The following is a 14,591-nucleotide window of genomic DNA, read 5'->3' as shown; positions in this document are numbered from 1 at the left end:
CGTTGCTGGACGGGGCCGGGATACGGGGCCGCCCGTTCCGCCGTGGCCTGCAGGCCACGGCGGAACGGGCGGATGGTGCGACGCGGTCGCATCGCCGACAGGGGCGGGCCTCTTGTGCGTGCCCTGACCCTCTGGGGGGCGTCCGGGACGCCGAAGGGCCTCGCCGGCGGTTCAGCTGCAGGTCAGCAGGCCGGCCTTGTACTTGGCGTCGAGCACGCGGTGGACGCTCGCGTTGACCTTGGCGCGGAAGGAGGCGTCCTGCTGCATCCGGGCCTGGACGGCCTGTGCCATGGCCGGGACGGTGCTCGGATTCACCGTGAGGATCATGTCTCCGCCCGCCGAGACGAAGTTCACCGCGCGCTGGGCAGGGGTGAAGGACCGCACCGCGACGGCGTTGCCGAGGTCGTCGGAGATGACCACGCCCTTGAAGCCGAGCTGGGTGCGGAGCATTTGATTGATGACCGTCGGTGAGAAGGCCGCCAGGTGCTTGGAGTCGATCTTCTTGTAGGTGGCCAGCGAGACCATCACGAACGGCGAACCGGCCCGGATTCCGTTTCGGAAAGGCGTGATGCTCGAGCTGTTGGCGGTGGTCACGGAGTCCACGACGTTCGCGGTGGTGTCGGTGTTGCCGATCACCTGGCCCAGCCCCGGAAAGTGCTTGATGGTCGTCAGCACGCCCGACTGGGCGAAACCGGCGGCGAAGGCGTTGCTGTGCGAGGAGACGACGTCGGCGGTGTGACCGAACTCCCGGTTGAAGAAGCCGATCGGGCGGTTGCGGGTGCCGAGGCTCGCCGGAACCACGTCGGCGACCGGGGCCAGATTGACGTTGAGCCCGGCGGCCTTGAGCTGTTTGGCCCAGTCCGCGGCCCGGGCGCGCAGTGTCGTGGTCGACCAGCTGCCCTGAGTCAGTCCACTGGGCATGGTCGAGAAGCCGGGGCCGCTGAGCACCTGCACCCGGCCGCCCTCCTGGTCCGTGGAGACCAGCATCCCGACCCGTCGGCCGGCGACCTGGTCCGCCTGGCTCCGGATGGCGTCGACCACCTTCCTGGTGGCCGCCACTCCGGCGGTGCTGCGCCCGGTCAGCATGATGGAACCCACGTGGTATGCCCGCAGAGTGCGCAGCTGTGCCTGGTCGGGGCGGGCCGCGGAGACGCCGCCCATGAAGAGCTGCCCGACCCGCTGGGCCGTGGTCATGCCGTTGAAGTAGCGGTCGGTGCAGGTGGTGGTGGTTGCCGCCGGGGCGGCGCTGGTGACGGACGGGGCCTCACCGGTCGCGGAGCTGAGATCGGGCCCGGGGCTGAGCGTCCGGGGGGTCGCAGTCCGGGGCGTGGTCGCGCTTTGGCCGGTGGCTGACGGACGGGAGTCCTCGGAGCCCACGTGCAGGGCTGGTTCACCACAGGCGGTCGAGGCCAGCACCAAAGTGACCAAGGGGACCGCGGTGCGCAGGGTTGCTGAACGGCGGCCCCGCGGCCACCGGACACGTGCTGTCATCGATCTTTCTCCTGCCCTAGGTGCTTCCCGGACCGCTTGGGGCCGCGGGCTTCAGAGCCGCTTCCGGCACGGCGGACTGGGCCCACCGCGTGAAACACACCGTACGTTATGCGTACTTGTCCGACTCTTTGCATGTCTGGGTGATATTGCGACCTGAACGGGGCGGGGCGTGCGCTGCGGGCGCGGGATTTCCGCGTCGGCACGGTCCGCGCGTGTGTCCGAGTCGGCCTGCTCCAGGCGTCGGAGGTGCCCGCGACGCAGCCCGGCAAACCTTGTCGGAGCTGCCAGGTGCTCGTTCGACCGATGGTGTGAGGTGGCGGAAGCGGCCGCCGCCCCACCCCGCGGCAGTGCCGGGCCCGTTGATCATTCCGCCGGGGGAACACCCCGCGGACGTTTCGTGCGGACATCCGCCCGTTGCCGACGGACCGGAGGGCACCCCCGTCCGGGAGAGCTTCGTCCGTTGGCGCAGACGGGTCGCGCAGCGGGGAAGCGGTCGCGGCGACGGCATCGATGCGAGCCGGATGCGGCCTGGTCGCTCGGTCGGACTCCACGGCCGGGCTCGTTCACCCCAGAAAGGCCGCGACGGCGGCGGTGAAACGGTCGGCGTCGTCGAGCCACGGAAAGTGAGCCGCGCCGGGCTGGACGACCAGCTCGGCACGGGGGAAGAGCCGGGCCGTCTCGGCCACCGCCGGGGGAGGGGAATTGAGATCGACCTCCCCGGCGAGCAGGAGCACCGGCTGCCCGAACAGCGCCAGCGCCGTGCGGGTGGCGTCCGGAGCGAAAGCGCCCTCCGCGCCGAAGACGCCCGCGGCTTCGCTGTTCCGCTGCGTGTTTCCCGCAACGTGATGTGCCTGGGCCGCTTCGTCCCAGCGGCCGTACCAGAACGGTGCGATGTCCTGCCACGAGTCGGCGGTCGCCCGGCCGGAGGTGATCGATTCCAGAGCCGCGTACGCCGCCGGAAACCACGGCTCGCCCCGGCGGAGCCGTGCCGTCTCGCGTCGCACGTCCCCGGTGATCGTGACGCCGACCGCGGCGACGCTCGGCGTGATCAGCGCGAGCCTGCCGACATGTGCCGGGTGTCGCTCCGTGTAGAGCAGCGCCAGGTTCGTACCGGCGGAGTGCGCGAGCAGATCCATCCGGTCGAGGCCGAGGTGCTCACGGAGAGCTTCCACGTCGTCCACGAGCCGATCGCAGCGGTAGGAGGCGATGTCCTTCGGTGCCGCCGACCGTCCTGTGCCTCGAAGATCCAGCATGATCAGCTGCCGGTGCGCGGAGAGACCGCCGAGCTCGGCGAGGTACGCCGAGTCCTGCATGGGTCCTCCGGGCAGGCAGACCAGGGGAGGACCGTCCCCGAACGCCTGGTAGGCGAGCTCGGTTCCGTCGTGGGCGGAGAAGGAAGGCATAGGGCATGACCTTGCCAGTGGGGCCGCCGTGGAACAACCTCATTGGGCGACGCGCCTGAAGACCGCACCGGGAAGAGTGGGTTGAGTGCGCCGGAAGTCGACTTCCGCAGCGGGCCCGCCGCATCGATGACGGTGGCGTCCAACGTGCCCTGAAGGTGGCCGAGTTGTCAGGCGGCCGAGACCTCGATGAGCTCGATGAGATTGCCCTCGGGGTCGTGGACGTAGGCGTAGCGCATGCCGTCGGTCACACCGGGGGAGGGCGGCGACACCCGCACCGCGCCGCACTCGTCGACCAGCCGGGCGAAGGCGGCGTCGAGGTCGGGCACCTGGAGGGCGAGGTGGGTGAAGGTCTGCGTGGCGGTGGCGGCGAAGGGGTCGCTGTGGCTGATCGGTGTGGATCCGGATCGCTCGACGAATTCCACGCGCAGGCCGGCGGAGTCGCTCAGCACGGCGGTACGCACACCCGCGTCGGGAAGTTCGAGCCGCTCCTCCACCCGAACGAGACCGAAGGCGGCTCGGTACCAGCCCTCCTGTGCGGGCAGATCGGCCACGGAGAGGCTGATGTGGTGGAAACGGTAGGTGGGAACGGTGGCCACGGGTCCTCCTGGTTAATGCTTATTACCTGGTGAGTGATGTTAACCTTAGGCCCGTGAGCTCACCTGTCAAGCGGCGTCCCACCGGTCACCACCACGGCGACCTGCGCAATGCCCTGCTGCGAGCGACGCTGGAGCTCGTGGCCGAGCGCGGGCCGCACGGCTTCACCCTCGCCGAGGCGAGCCGCCGGGCCGGAGTGAGCGTGGCGGCTCCGTACAAGCACTTCGCCGACCGCGACACGCTGCTGGCCGCGCTGGCCGCACAGGGCTACCGCGAGCAGTGCGGGCGCTTTGCCGCAGCCGTGGGCACCAGTGACGACCCCGTGGAACAGTTGGCGGCCTTCGCCGCCGCCTATGTGCGCTTCGCGGCGGACGAGCCGGCCCTGTTCGACATCACCTTCCACGCGGGGCTCGACAAGTCCCGCCACCCTGAACTCGAGGCTGCCGGGCGTGAGGTGGCGGAGACTGTGATGCCGATGGTCGGCCGCCTCACGCCGGATCCCGACAGCGCCTACGATCTGCTGCTCCGGGTCGCCGGAGCCGCCCACGGCCTCGCCGTCTTCCTCCGTCAGGGCCTCTTCGGGGTGACGGAGAGCGCACTGGCCGAAACGGAGGACAGGGCCGCACGGACGGCTCGGGCGATCGTCGAGCAGGGTGGGTGAGCGGGGCGGCCGGCGCTTCTGCGCGAGGAAGTCCGCCCTGGTACCGAGCCGCAGTGTCGCCAAATGAATGGGGCGGATCGCATCCATTAGCCCTGGAGTTACCCTGGGGGTATGAGCAATGAGGGTGTGATCACGAGCGCGCCGCTGCTGGGCGAACCACTGCCGGTCGAGCTGATGAACACCGTCACCGCCGACCACGGCCGTACCCACGACGCCCTCGACAGCGAGTCCGGCGCCGCCGCCTGGTTGCGTGCCGTCGCCGACCGGCTGGCCACCGACAGCGCGATCACCGCCGAGCAGCTGGACGAGGACGCGGTGCGCGCGGTCGCCGGCCCCCTGCGCGCACTGCGCGACGCACTACGACGGCTCGCGGCGGAGACGACCGAGGACCCACGCCCTCCCGCCACCGCACCCGGCCTGGCCCGCCCGGAAGCGATCGGCACCCTCAACCGCCTTGCGCAGACCTGGCCCGAGCTGGTCTGGCCCACCGACGGGCACCCCACACGGACCTACCGAGGACCCGGCACCGCCGCCGACCACGCCGTCCAGCTCCTCGCCCACCAGGCCGTCCAGCTCTTCGCCGGCCCCGACCGCGACCGGCTGCGCCCCTGCCTGGCACCCAACTGCCTGCTCTTCTTCGTCAAGAACCACGCACGCAGGGAATGGTGCTCACCCACCTGCGGCAACCGCATGCGCGTCGCCCGGCACTACCGTCGCCACCACACACCACCACACGCCTGAGGCCGCAGAGCCGCCTCCATGGCGACGGCGCGAGTACGGGCTCACCTCGGATGGCCTGTTCGTCCACGAGCCCTTCACCGAAACGGTCGCCGGCGAGGTCGTGCGCCGTTGGTGGCAAAGCGTTCCGCGTCCGCTTGCGCCTACCGGCCGGTGTGCCCGGCGCGCTCAACAATCTCCCTGGTCATGTCGTAGGGGACATGTCGAGCAGACCGAGGAGAACGGCCGATGGACAGGACGGGACAGCCGGATCGCAGAACCCTGCTGGGCAGCGGGCTTGCGGTGGCCGCCATCGGGCTGGCGGGGTGTTCGTCCACGCGTACGGCACCGCTGGCCGCCCGCGCTCCGGCGGACGCGCGGCCGGTCACACCGGCCCAGGCCTTCGCAAGACTCATGGACGGCAACGACCGCTGGGTGAGGGGAGACCTCCGGCATCCCGACCGGGACCCCACCCGACGCGAGTTCGTGGCCCAGAAGCAGCAGCCCTTCGGGTCGGTCCTCGCCTGCATCGACTCGCGAGTGCCGCCCGAACTCCTCTTCGACACCGGGCTGGGCGACCTCTTCGTGATGCGCACGGGCGGCGAGGCGGTCGGCCCGGTGGTCACGGGTTCCGTGGAGTACGGACCCATGACGAGCGGCACTCCGCTCGTCGTGGTGCTCGGACACCAGCGCTGCGGTGCCGTCGAGTCGGCCCACAAGTCCATTCGGGACGGCAAGCCACTGCCCGGCAACCTGGAGGCGATCGCGAAGGCGCTGCGGCCCGCCTACGAACAGGCGGCCCGGGACGGCGGGTCCGACCCGGTCGAGACCATGGCCCGGGCCCAGGTGAGGCTGACCGCCGACGCGTTGCGCTCCAACCAGGACCTGGCCCCGCTCGTGGAAAAGGGCTCGCTCGCAGTGGTCGGCGCCTACTACTCGCTCGACGAGGGCAAGGTGGAGGTCCTGACCGGCGCGCCCTCCTGAACGAAAGAGGCCGCCGGCCGCGGCTCACCGCACCGACTGCGCCGGCGGCCGCTCGCGCAGGGCACCGTAGCCGATGAAGTACGCCGGCAGGCGCTTGAGCCAGGGTGAGCCGGCGAGGAGTTCGCTCGCCCGCTCCGCCAGCCGTGCGTGGCCGAACGGCGGGTCGCCCGCGAGTACCGGGGCGATGACCCGCGCATGAGCGAGCCGCTGCAGTGCCTGCGTCAGCGCGGTGGTCGGCCATCGGCGGCGCTGGACACCGCGTACGTCGCGCAGGCCGACCTCGCCCCTGAGCAGAGGCTCGACGAGGTACCGCGCGGCGGCCACCGCGTCCTCGACCGCGAGGTTGATGCCGATACCGAAGACCGGTGACATCGCGTGCGCGGCGTCTCCGATGCACAAGAGCCCCGGGCGGTGCCAGCGCCGGAGGCGGTCGAGACGCACATCGAGCATCTTCACCTCATCCCAGGACCGCAGCGCGTGGGTGCGGTCCCCGATCCAGGGCACGGCAGCGGAGAACTCGGCCATGAACCGGTCGAGACCGTCCCCGCGGCGCTCGGAGTCCGTCCCCTTGGGAATCAGCGCGGCACACTGCCAGTACTCCCCGCGGTCGATCATGGCGGTGATGAACCGGTCGCCCGCGCCCCCCACCAGTCCGTGCGGGTCACCGTCCCGCCGTGGCAGCCGGAACCACCAGGCGTCCATGGGGCAGGTGAACTCCGTCAAGCCCAGCTCGGGACGGGTACGGGCCAGTGAACCCCGGCCGTCGCAGGCCACGGTGAGCGTGGCCCGCAGTTCGCCGCTACGGCCGTCGGAGGTGCGGTAGCGCACTCCGGTCACCCGTCCGCGCTCCACCAGGAAGGAGGTGGCCTCGGTGTTCATCCGCAGCGAGAAGGACGGCTCCTTGCCCGCCTCGTCGGCGAGGAGGTCGAGCAGATCCCACTGCGGCACCATCGCCACGTAGTTGTAGGGACCCGGAAGCGCGCTGATGTCCGAGACGGTGATCAGTGCGTCGTCGGCGCCGAGCGGAAGTTGGAGTGCGGTCACCCTGCGCTGCGGCAGTCCGGCGAAGCGCTCGGCGAGTCCCAGGTCGTCCAGCAGCGCCAGGGTCGACGGATGCACGGTGTCGCCGCGGAAGTCGCGCAGGAAGTCGGCGTGCTTCTCCAGAACGGTGACGGCGACCCCTGCCCTGGCCAGCAGCAGACCGAGGATCATGCCCGCGGGACCGCCGCCCACCACGCAGCACGTTGTCCGCTCCATCACAGCCGGCCCTTCTCTTCGACGACACCCACGACTCACGCCACTTCGAGATATATCCCTGCCCGGGAATCGACGTCACGAGGCGGGGCGGCGAGTGGCGCAATCGGGCCGGGAACGTGACGGAACCGCAGCGCCCGTCGTGCGGTCTCGTTGTGGTCGGACGGTGGATGCCATGCCGGTTAATCATGTGACCCGTGGCGCCCGGTCGTCGATAATCCATGCGTGGCCACCACGAAGGTCGACCGGGCCAAGCGCGGCCCGTCGCCCCGATCATCCCTGACCGGACGGGCCGTCGGAGCGATCCCGCCGACGGCGCTGGTACTGCTCGGCATCGTCAGCGTTCAGTTGGGCTCCGCATTGGCCAAGCACCTGTTCAGCGAGGTGGGCAGCTTCGGGACCGTCGCTCTGCGGCTGTTCTTCGCGGCGGCGGTGCTGATGTTGCTGTGGCGGCCGTCCCTGCGATTGAAGCGTCGCACATGGTTCGTCGTGCTCGGCTACGGCGTGGTTCTCGGCCTGATGAACCTGTGTTTCTATCTGGCCCTGGCCCGGGTCCCGTTGGGGATCGCGGTCACCGTGGAGTTCCTCGGGCCGCTCGCGGTGGCCCTCGCGGGGTCGAGGCGCTGGCTGGACGGCTTCTGGGCCGTGCTCGCGGCAGGCGGTGTGGTACTGCTGATGGAGGGGCGGGGCGACCTCGACCCCGTCGGCGTTCTGTTCGCCCTCGCAGCGGGAACGTGCTGGGGGGTGTACATCCTGCTCGGCGCGGCGCTGGGCCGCCACACCACGGAAGGCAACGGTCTGGCGCTGGGAATGGTCGTCGCGGCACTGGTGGCGGTGCCGTTCGGCGTGGCCGAGAGCGGAGCGGCGCTGATGCAGCCCTGGGTCCTGGTCGCGGGGCTCGGCGTGGCGTTGCTGTCGTCGGTGATCCCGTACTCGCTGGACCTGGAGGCGCTACGCAGGATCCCCCCGCGTGTGTTCGGCATCCTGATGAGCCTCGAACCGGCGATGGCGGCCCTCATCGGACTCGTCGTGCTGCAGGAGCGGCTGCACTGGGCGCAGTGGATCGCGGTGCTGTGCGTGGTGGCCGCATCGGCGGGCGCCACCCGCGGCGCCCGCCCGGACGAAGCCCGAACGTCGTCGGGGCCCACGAGTTCGTGATCCGCCGAGCCGCTGCTCACTGCCGAGGACCGCGAGGTCCTCGGCGTCCACGGACGGAACGAGCAGCCCGGCAACCGAACCCCTGGCCCATACGGATGATCCCCCCGCGCTGCCGGGTGAACCACGCACTCGTGTGCCCCGCGCCGCGATGACCTGCGGCTCACGGCCGATAGCGTCCACTCTCGTGTCGCTGAGCTATGCGTTTGTGAACCTGAAACCCGGAGTGGGAAAGACGACCAGCGCGGTCTGGTTGGCTCACGCACTTCACGAGTCGGGTCTGTCACCGCTCCTGGTCGACAGCGATCCCGCGTCCTCCGCGCTGCGTTGGAGCGAATTGGCAGGCGGCTTCCCCTTCCCTGTGATCGCCCTTCCGGTGGGGGACGTGCACCGGCGCGTGAACGACTTCCTGGGCAACCGGCAGGCCGTGGTCTTCGACGCCCCGCAGATGGAGGACCACGCACACATCACCCGCAGCATCATGAGGTACGCGAGCGAGTGGATCGTCCCGGTGACCCCGGCCCCCATCGAGCTGGACCGCATGGCGCCCATCGGCGGTGAGATGGGTGACGTGCAGTCACTGCGGGTCAGTCCGGCGCGCGCCGCCGTGCTGCTGAACCGCACCAACCGTGCCGACGCCACGCGCACCGGTCCCGATGCCGATGCCCGGGAAGCCCTCACCGAGCGGGGCTTCGACGTGCTGTCGACCCATGTCCCACGGCTCGACCTCTACGCCCAGTCGTTCGGCAGCCCGGTCCGGGTCAAGGGCTCGGCGTACATGGATCTCGCAGACGAACTCATCAAGCGTCAGGACAAGCCGTGAACCAGCGCAAGGACACCTACCGGGCCGCTCTGCAGCGCGGACCGGAGGCCACCGCACCGCGTCCGGCCAAGGTCGCCCAGCTGCACACCCGGTACGTCCGGGTGACCATCGAACTCGACACCTCCCTGCCGCGCGATGTGATGCGGTGGGTGGAGGGACCCGTGTCCGCGATCGTGCGAGCCGGTGCCGCCGTACTGCAGCCGTTGAGAAGCACCCCGTAGGGGAGCGGCGCTGCGCGGGCAGGCCGACGTCTGTCCCCGGAGGAGGAGGTCCGCGGCGCGTTCGGCGATGCCGCAGTCGGTCGCGTTGATGTCGGCGGACACGGCCGGCTCCGCGGCGGTGTCCAGGGACTCGCGCCGACCGGCCTCCAGAACGAGGACGGTCGCCTCGGCGCTCCGTCCCCGTCGTGAGGCGAAAACGCACCCCGCCGTACCCGCCCCCACCACCACGAAGTCGTAGCCGGTCGGTCGTCTCCCCGAGGGAGGCTCGAGGTCATGCTTCCGGCCGGATGCGATCCGCGGCCCGTTCCGCGATCATCATGGTGGGTGCGTTGGTGTTGCCGCTGGTCACCGTCGGCATGACCGACGCGTCCACGACCCGCAGACAGTCCACGCCGTGGACCTGGAGCGCAGGGTTCACGACGGACTCCTCGTCCTCCCCCATCGGGCAGGTGCCCACGGGGTGGTAGCACGTGGCGCTCCACCGGTGAACGTGGTGTTCCCAGTCCGCCTGGTCGAGGTGGTCCAAGTCCGCACTGTGCGGAAGGTAGGGCCTTGTGAGGTGGTCGGCGAAGGGCGGGCACCGGGCGATGCCCACGGCCGCCCGGAGGCCTTTCACCATGAGCCGCAGATCGGCGGGATCGTCGAAATACCGGGGATCGATCAGGGGGTGTTTCCGAGGATCGGCCGACGCCAGACGGATCGACCCGCGCGCGGAGGGATTCAGGACGGTGGCGTTCATGGTGAACACCGAACGCCGAGGTACTTCTTCTCCGCTGAGGATGAGGGCGGTTGGACCGCCGGTGAGCTGGATGTCGGGCCCGGGCCCGCTGCCGGCGACGGAGAGGAAGGCCCCGACCTCACCGTAGTTGGAGGCGAAGGGCCCGTCGCCCGAGGTCCGCCACCGGGCCAGATTGGCGGGGGTGAGCAGGTCCAGGACGACGTCGCCGGCTTCCCGGGTCTCCCACACGAGGGGTACGAGGAGCTGGTCCTGGAGGTTCCGTCCCACTCCGGCCAGTGGCACCCGCGGCTCTATGCCCACCTCGCGCAGCTCGTCGGGCGGACCGATGCCCGACAGCAGCAGGAGTTGAGGGGAGTTGACGGCGCCGGCGCAGAGCAGGACCTCGGCGTCCGCGTACGCCGTCACCTCCCCGCCGTTCACGACGTAGGACACCCCCGTCGCTCTGGAGCCCGCCAGAAGGATCCGCGTGACGAAGGCACGGGTCCGTGTGGCGAGGTTCGGACGGCTGAGTGCGGGGCGCAGATATGCGTCGGCGGCGGACCAGCGGCGTCCGTCGTGGCATGTCACCTGAAAGGGGCCGGCGCCGAGGGGAGACCGCCCGGCGAAGTCGTCGTTGTACTCCAGTCCCCATTGCTGGGCGGAGGCCAGCCAGGCATGGGAGAGCCCGTGCGTGTAGGCGCGGTCCTCGACATGCAGCGGGCCGTCCTTGCCGTGGTAGGGCGGGCCCAGCCGGCGATGCGCTTCGGATTTCACGAAGTAGGGGAGCACGTCGTCGTACCCCCAGCCGACCGCATGGAAGCGGTCGCGCCAGCCGTCGTAGTCGTACCTGTTGCCGCGAATGTAGATCATGACGTTGGTGGAGGACGATCCACCCAACGTCTTCCCGCGCGGCCAGTAGAACGTGCGGCCCGCCTCCGGCTGAGCGACCGTACGGTAGTTCCAGTCCACCTCCGACTTGAACAGCATCCCGAGGGCGGCGGGTATGCGTATCGCCTCGTCGCTGTCCGAGCCGCCGGCCTCGAGCAGGAGCACGCGGGCGGAGCCGTCGCGGCTGAGCCGGTCGGCCAGGACGCATCCCGCGCTGCCGCCACCGACGATGATGTAGTCGAAGCTTTCCGTGCTGCGCATCGGTGCTCCCGGGCGTGTTCCGAGTCCGCGACGACTGCGTCGAGCAGCGTTCCACCGACGCGCCGAAGGTCGGTGACCGGTCGCCTGCGTGGAGGAGAACCACGCTCAGACGTGGATGCGACTCCGGTTCACGACATTCCGCGGCATGTGTCTCTTCCTTGTGTACCAGCTTACTTTTGTTCGACGAATTCAGTCGTGGTGGTCGCCGCACTCGCGACCGGGCCTGGATCCCGAGCCTCGGGGCCCTGCATCCGGTTCACGGAAGCTGTTGACAAGAACGTCGACAGACCTGCCCGCGGCAATGGGGAGGTTGTCGCTCGATTCGTGTGGGCATGTGCAACGGGGTGCAGAGGGCTGCCGGGGATCAGCCCGGCACAAGGGTGCGGTGCTGACCATGCCAACTGCGTGCTCAGGCCGCTGATTTGGTGTGCAAGACTGAGCTGATCGAAAATACTTTCTGATCTACTCGCGCGACGGAGCATGTCATGACGACGGGCACCCCCAACCCTCGGAAGATCGACACCAGTGTGGCGCATCCTGCACGGGTGTACGACTGGCTGCTGGGCGGCAAGGACAACTATCCCGTCGACGAGGCGGTCGGCAAGATGCTGCCGGCCGAGGCGCACGACGCCGCTCGACAGAACCGCGAGTTCATGCGCAGGGCGGCTGCCTGGCTGGCCGGACAGGGCATCGACCAGTTCCTCGACATCGGCACGGGCATTCCCACCGAGCCGAACCTGCATCAGATCGTGCAGGAGATCGTGCCGTCGGCGAAGATCGTCTACACGGACAACGACCCGATCGTGCTGCGGCATGCGGAAGCGCTTCTGGTCAGCCGTCCTGAGGGACTCACCGACTACATCGAGGCCGATGTCCGCCGCCCCGCGGAGATCCTCGAGCACGCCCGGCAGGTGCTCGACTTCGATCGTCCCATCGCGATGTCCCTGATCGCCCTCATGCACTTCATCCCCGACGAGCAGGACGCCCACGGCATCGTCGGCGAGCTGCTCGCCGCTCTGCCGTCGGGCAGCTACCTGGTGCTGTCGCACGCCGCGTCCGACCTCTACCCGGAACTGGCGGAGCAGGTCACCGCCGAGTACGCGAAGGGCGGGATTCGCCTCGGCTTCCGCACCCGCTCCGAAGTGGCCCGCTTCTTCGACGGACTGGATCTGGTCGACCCGGGCCTGGTGACCGCCACGGAGTGGTTCAAGGCCCCGCCGGCGCCCTCCGCCGAGGGCAGCGGTATCTACGCCGGAGTCGCCGGCCTCCGCTGACGCCGCCTTCGCCCCGTGGCCACCGCGGTGGCCACGGGGACGTGTGACGGTCCCGTCGGGCGCGTTCGGGCCTGCGGATGCCCGGTGTTGCGACGCGATGCCGATCCGGTCCGCCGGACATCAGAAGAGAGTTCGTCCGTGGCGACCGTCTGTCAGCAGGCGGTCGCCACGGCCTCCGGACCTTCGGATGAGCGGAGCGGCGGATCGCGCACCGCCGGAGGCGGGGACGCGGATCGCGTCGGCCGGAGCTGTCGGGCAGGAACCAGCAGCCCGGCGTGCCGCGTTCAGGGGCGGCGCATCACCGGACGGCCGGGGTGGTTGCTCCCGGTCGTGCGGGGGATGCGGTGGGATCAGACGAGAGGCTGCCCACCGTCCACGGACAGGGACACGCCGGTCATGAAGGTGTTCGTCATCGCGAAGAGGACCGCGTGGGCCACATCCTCCGGGGTGCCGATCCGCCCAACGGGGTTGGCGGCGGACAGACGCGCGAACAACTCGGCCTTCTTCTGTTCGCCGAGCGCGTCCCACGCGCCGGTGTCGATCGTGCCGGGCGAGACGGCGTTGACCCGGATCGGGGCCAACTCGACGGCCAGGGAACGCACCACGGTGTTGACCGCGCCGTTCGTCGCCGCGACCGCGAGGAATCCTGGGTCCGGCTCCAGGGCGGCCACGCCGGAGAGCAGGACGAAGGAGCCGCCCGCCCGCATGGTGGGCGCGAAGTGCTTGGCGAGCATGATCGGTCCGACGACCTTGGTGTGGAACGACCGGAGGATGGCCTCGGGCGTCAGTTCGCCGACGGTGCCCCTGGCCCGGGCGGAGGCGGCCGTGACCACGTGGTCGACAGGGCCGACCTCTGTCGCCAGTGCCGCGATGGAGGCCTCGTCGGTCACGTCGACGGTGGCGACGGTCACCTCGGTCCCGTCGTAACTCTCCTGCAGTGCGGCCTTGTCGCGGCCCGCCGCGATGACACGGGCCCCCTCTCCCAGGGCCACGTCGCTGACCGCGCGGGCGATTCCGCTGCCGCGGCCCACCACGAGAACTGTTCGGCCCTGCAGGGATGCTGACATCACTACTCTCCTTGTGATCGATCGGTGCCGAGGCCGGGACGAACAAGCCTCGTGCTGCACGGTTCTGATACGTGAATTTCCGTGCTCATGGCGTGGGTTCGCGAATAACGGCAGGCCGCCCGCGCGGGTGGACGTGCGGTCTCTCCCGCCGGCGGTGCGTGGTGCGGCCGGCGCCCCGGCGGTTCAGCGGGAGCCGACCTCGTCGATGTCGAGGCCGCGGTCGATGCCGTGCGGGACGACCTTCTGCCCGGGCTCGGGTGCCAGGTGCTTGCCGTCGAGCCGGACCTCGATCTTGTCGGGCTCGAACGACACCATGTCGCCGATCCGGCCGACCTGCTGGTAGGCGTCGGGGTACGACCAGGCGGCACGACGCGCGTCGCCGATGTCGTAGTAGTCGCACAGTCCCTTGTAGGGGCAGAAGGTCCGGCCTTCGACGGGGCGCAGCAGGCTCTCGTCGATGTCGGCGCGCGGGACGTACCAGCGCGGGGCGAATCCCGACTCGTAGAGGACGACCGGATGTTCGGAGCGGGCCACCACGGTGTCGCCGAGGCGGACCTCCAGAGAGCGCGAGGTGTCGCGGATGTCGATGCGGTGGTAGGGGTCCGCCGCGTGGCCCAGAATGCGCTCGTCCTCCTCGTAGAAGGCGTCCATCGCGCGCCATGCGAAGGCGACGCGGTCCTGGAACTCCGCTGCGTACTCGGGCGGCGCGGTGAACTCCCAGGCGGCGCGTTCGGCCGTGCGCTCGCCGGCGCGCACCGCGAACCAGGCGGTGTCGCCGAGATCCCTGTGGTGGGTGACCCTGTCGGTCGCGACCAGTGCCTTGTCGTCCACCTCTGCGCGCGGGAAGTAGGCCACCGGGTAGCGACCGGGCTCGTGCAGCAGGACGACGTCCTCACTGTCGGCGATCCAGGTGCCGTTGAACCTCACGCGCATGCGGCGGCGCAGTCGCTCGGCGAACGGCAGGCGTTCCGGCAGGGGTTCGGCGGTGAGGAAGTGTCCGATCGCTCCTGCGGACAAGGGGCCTTGCTGCCAGGACAGTCCCATGGCGTGTTCCTTTCGGGCGGGAGCGCGGCCTACGGC

Annotated in this window: 14 protein-coding genes; 7 read left to right on the top strand and 7 right to left on the bottom strand. The window is 70.1% G+C overall.

Annotated elements, in window-relative coordinates:
* Positions 1 to 171: 171 nt before the first annotated feature.
* The 3 genes from RCR19_RS02325 to RCR19_RS02315 form a co-directional block, all read right to left on the bottom strand.
* Positions 172 to 1,491, bottom strand: coding sequence for a glycoside hydrolase family 3 N-terminal domain-containing protein (locus RCR19_RS02325; protein WP_331263502.1), 1,320 nt, complete (start codon positions 1,489 to 1,491; stop codon positions 172 to 174).
* Between the two features lie 563 nt (positions 1,492 to 2,054).
* Positions 2,055 to 2,894 carry an alpha/beta hydrolase gene (locus RCR19_RS02320; RefSeq protein ID WP_331263501.1) on the bottom strand — a complete coding sequence of 280 codons (840 nt, stop codon included), beginning with the start codon at positions 2,892 to 2,894 and terminating at the stop codon, positions 2,055 to 2,057.
* Between the two features lie 167 nt (positions 2,895 to 3,061).
* Complete coding sequence (locus RCR19_RS02315; RefSeq protein ID WP_331263500.1) at positions 3,062 to 3,490, bottom strand: VOC family protein; 429 nt, start codon at positions 3,488 to 3,490, stop codon at positions 3,062 to 3,064.
* 53 nt (positions 3,491 to 3,543) lie between these two features.
* Here RCR19_RS02315 and RCR19_RS02310 point away from each other — a divergent pair, with 53 nt between their 5' ends.
* The 3 genes from RCR19_RS02310 to RCR19_RS02300 all read left to right on the top strand — a co-directional run bounded on the left by RCR19_RS02310 (position 3,544) and on the right by RCR19_RS02300 (position 5,850).
* A complete protein-coding gene (locus RCR19_RS02310; protein WP_331263499.1) occupies positions 3,544 to 4,149 on the top strand; it encodes a TetR/AcrR family transcriptional regulator in 606 nt (201 codons plus the stop codon).
* Positions 4,150 to 4,260: 111 nt separating this feature from the next.
* Positions 4,261 to 4,890 (top strand): ABATE domain-containing protein, encoded by a 630-nt coding sequence (locus tag RCR19_RS02305; RefSeq protein ID WP_331263498.1) that lies wholly within the window; start codon positions 4,261 to 4,263, stop codon positions 4,888 to 4,890.
* Between the two features lie 225 nt (positions 4,891 to 5,115).
* Positions 5,116 to 5,850, top strand: coding sequence for a carbonic anhydrase (locus RCR19_RS02300; protein WP_331263497.1), 735 nt, complete (start codon positions 5,116 to 5,118; stop codon positions 5,848 to 5,850).
* 24 nt (positions 5,851 to 5,874) lie between these two features.
* Here RCR19_RS02300 and RCR19_RS02295 read toward each other — a convergent pair whose 3' ends face one another.
* A complete protein-coding gene (locus tag RCR19_RS02295; RefSeq protein WP_331263496.1) occupies positions 5,875 to 7,107 on the bottom strand; it encodes an FAD-dependent oxidoreductase in 1,233 nt (410 codons plus the stop codon).
* A 222-nt stretch (positions 7,108 to 7,329) separates the two neighbouring features.
* Between RCR19_RS02295 and RCR19_RS02290 the strand changes: the two genes are divergently transcribed.
* The 3 genes from RCR19_RS02290 to RCR19_RS02280 all read left to right on the top strand — a co-directional run bounded on the left by RCR19_RS02290 (position 7,330) and on the right by RCR19_RS02280 (position 9,303).
* Positions 7,330 to 8,262 (top strand): DMT family transporter, encoded by a 933-nt coding sequence (locus tag RCR19_RS02290; RefSeq protein ID WP_331263495.1) that lies wholly within the window; start codon positions 7,330 to 7,332, stop codon positions 8,260 to 8,262.
* A gap of 184 nt (positions 8,263 to 8,446) precedes the next feature.
* Entirely contained in the window at positions 8,447 to 9,082 is a 636-nt protein-coding gene (locus RCR19_RS02285) for a ParA family protein (RefSeq protein WP_331263494.1), read from the top strand.
* Positions 9,079 to 9,303, top strand: a complete 225-nt coding sequence (locus tag RCR19_RS02280) for a hypothetical protein (protein WP_331263493.1) — start codon at positions 9,079 to 9,081, stop codon at positions 9,301 to 9,303. Before RCR19_RS02285 ends, RCR19_RS02280 begins: the two co-directional genes overlap by 4 nt.
* A 271-nt stretch (positions 9,304 to 9,574) precedes the next feature.
* Here the strand turns inward: RCR19_RS02280 and RCR19_RS02275 are convergent, their stop codons facing one another.
* Positions 9,575 to 11,170, bottom strand: coding sequence for a GMC family oxidoreductase N-terminal domain-containing protein (locus RCR19_RS02275; protein ID WP_331263492.1), 1,596 nt, complete (start codon positions 11,168 to 11,170; stop codon positions 9,575 to 9,577).
* 485 nt (positions 11,171 to 11,655) lie between these two features.
* Between RCR19_RS02275 and RCR19_RS02270 the strand changes: the two genes are divergently transcribed.
* Positions 11,656 to 12,444, top strand: coding sequence for an SAM-dependent methyltransferase (locus tag RCR19_RS02270; protein WP_331263491.1), 789 nt, complete (start codon positions 11,656 to 11,658; stop codon positions 12,442 to 12,444).
* A 350-nt stretch (positions 12,445 to 12,794) separates the two neighbouring features.
* Here RCR19_RS02270 and RCR19_RS02265 read toward each other — a convergent pair whose 3' ends face one another.
* Both RCR19_RS02265 and RCR19_RS02260 read right to left on the bottom strand, forming a co-directional pair.
* Positions 12,795 to 13,511: an SDR family oxidoreductase gene (locus RCR19_RS02265; RefSeq protein WP_331263490.1), complete on the bottom strand. Its 717-nt coding sequence runs from the start codon at positions 13,509 to 13,511 to the stop codon at positions 12,795 to 12,797.
* 183 nt (positions 13,512 to 13,694) lie between these two features.
* Complete coding sequence (locus tag RCR19_RS02260; protein WP_331263489.1) at positions 13,695 to 14,555, bottom strand: DUF427 domain-containing protein; 861 nt, start codon at positions 14,553 to 14,555, stop codon at positions 13,695 to 13,697.
* Positions 14,556 to 14,591: the final 36 nt, after the last annotated feature.

The sequence above is a fragment of the Streptomyces sp. WAC07094 genome, assembly GCF_036320405.1.
Lineage (GTDB): Bacteria > Actinomycetota > Actinomycetes > Streptomycetales > Streptomycetaceae > Streptomyces > Streptomyces lannensis.
Note: the sequence above shows the minus strand (reverse complement) of the source record. Positions and strands in the feature narration are given on the sequence as shown.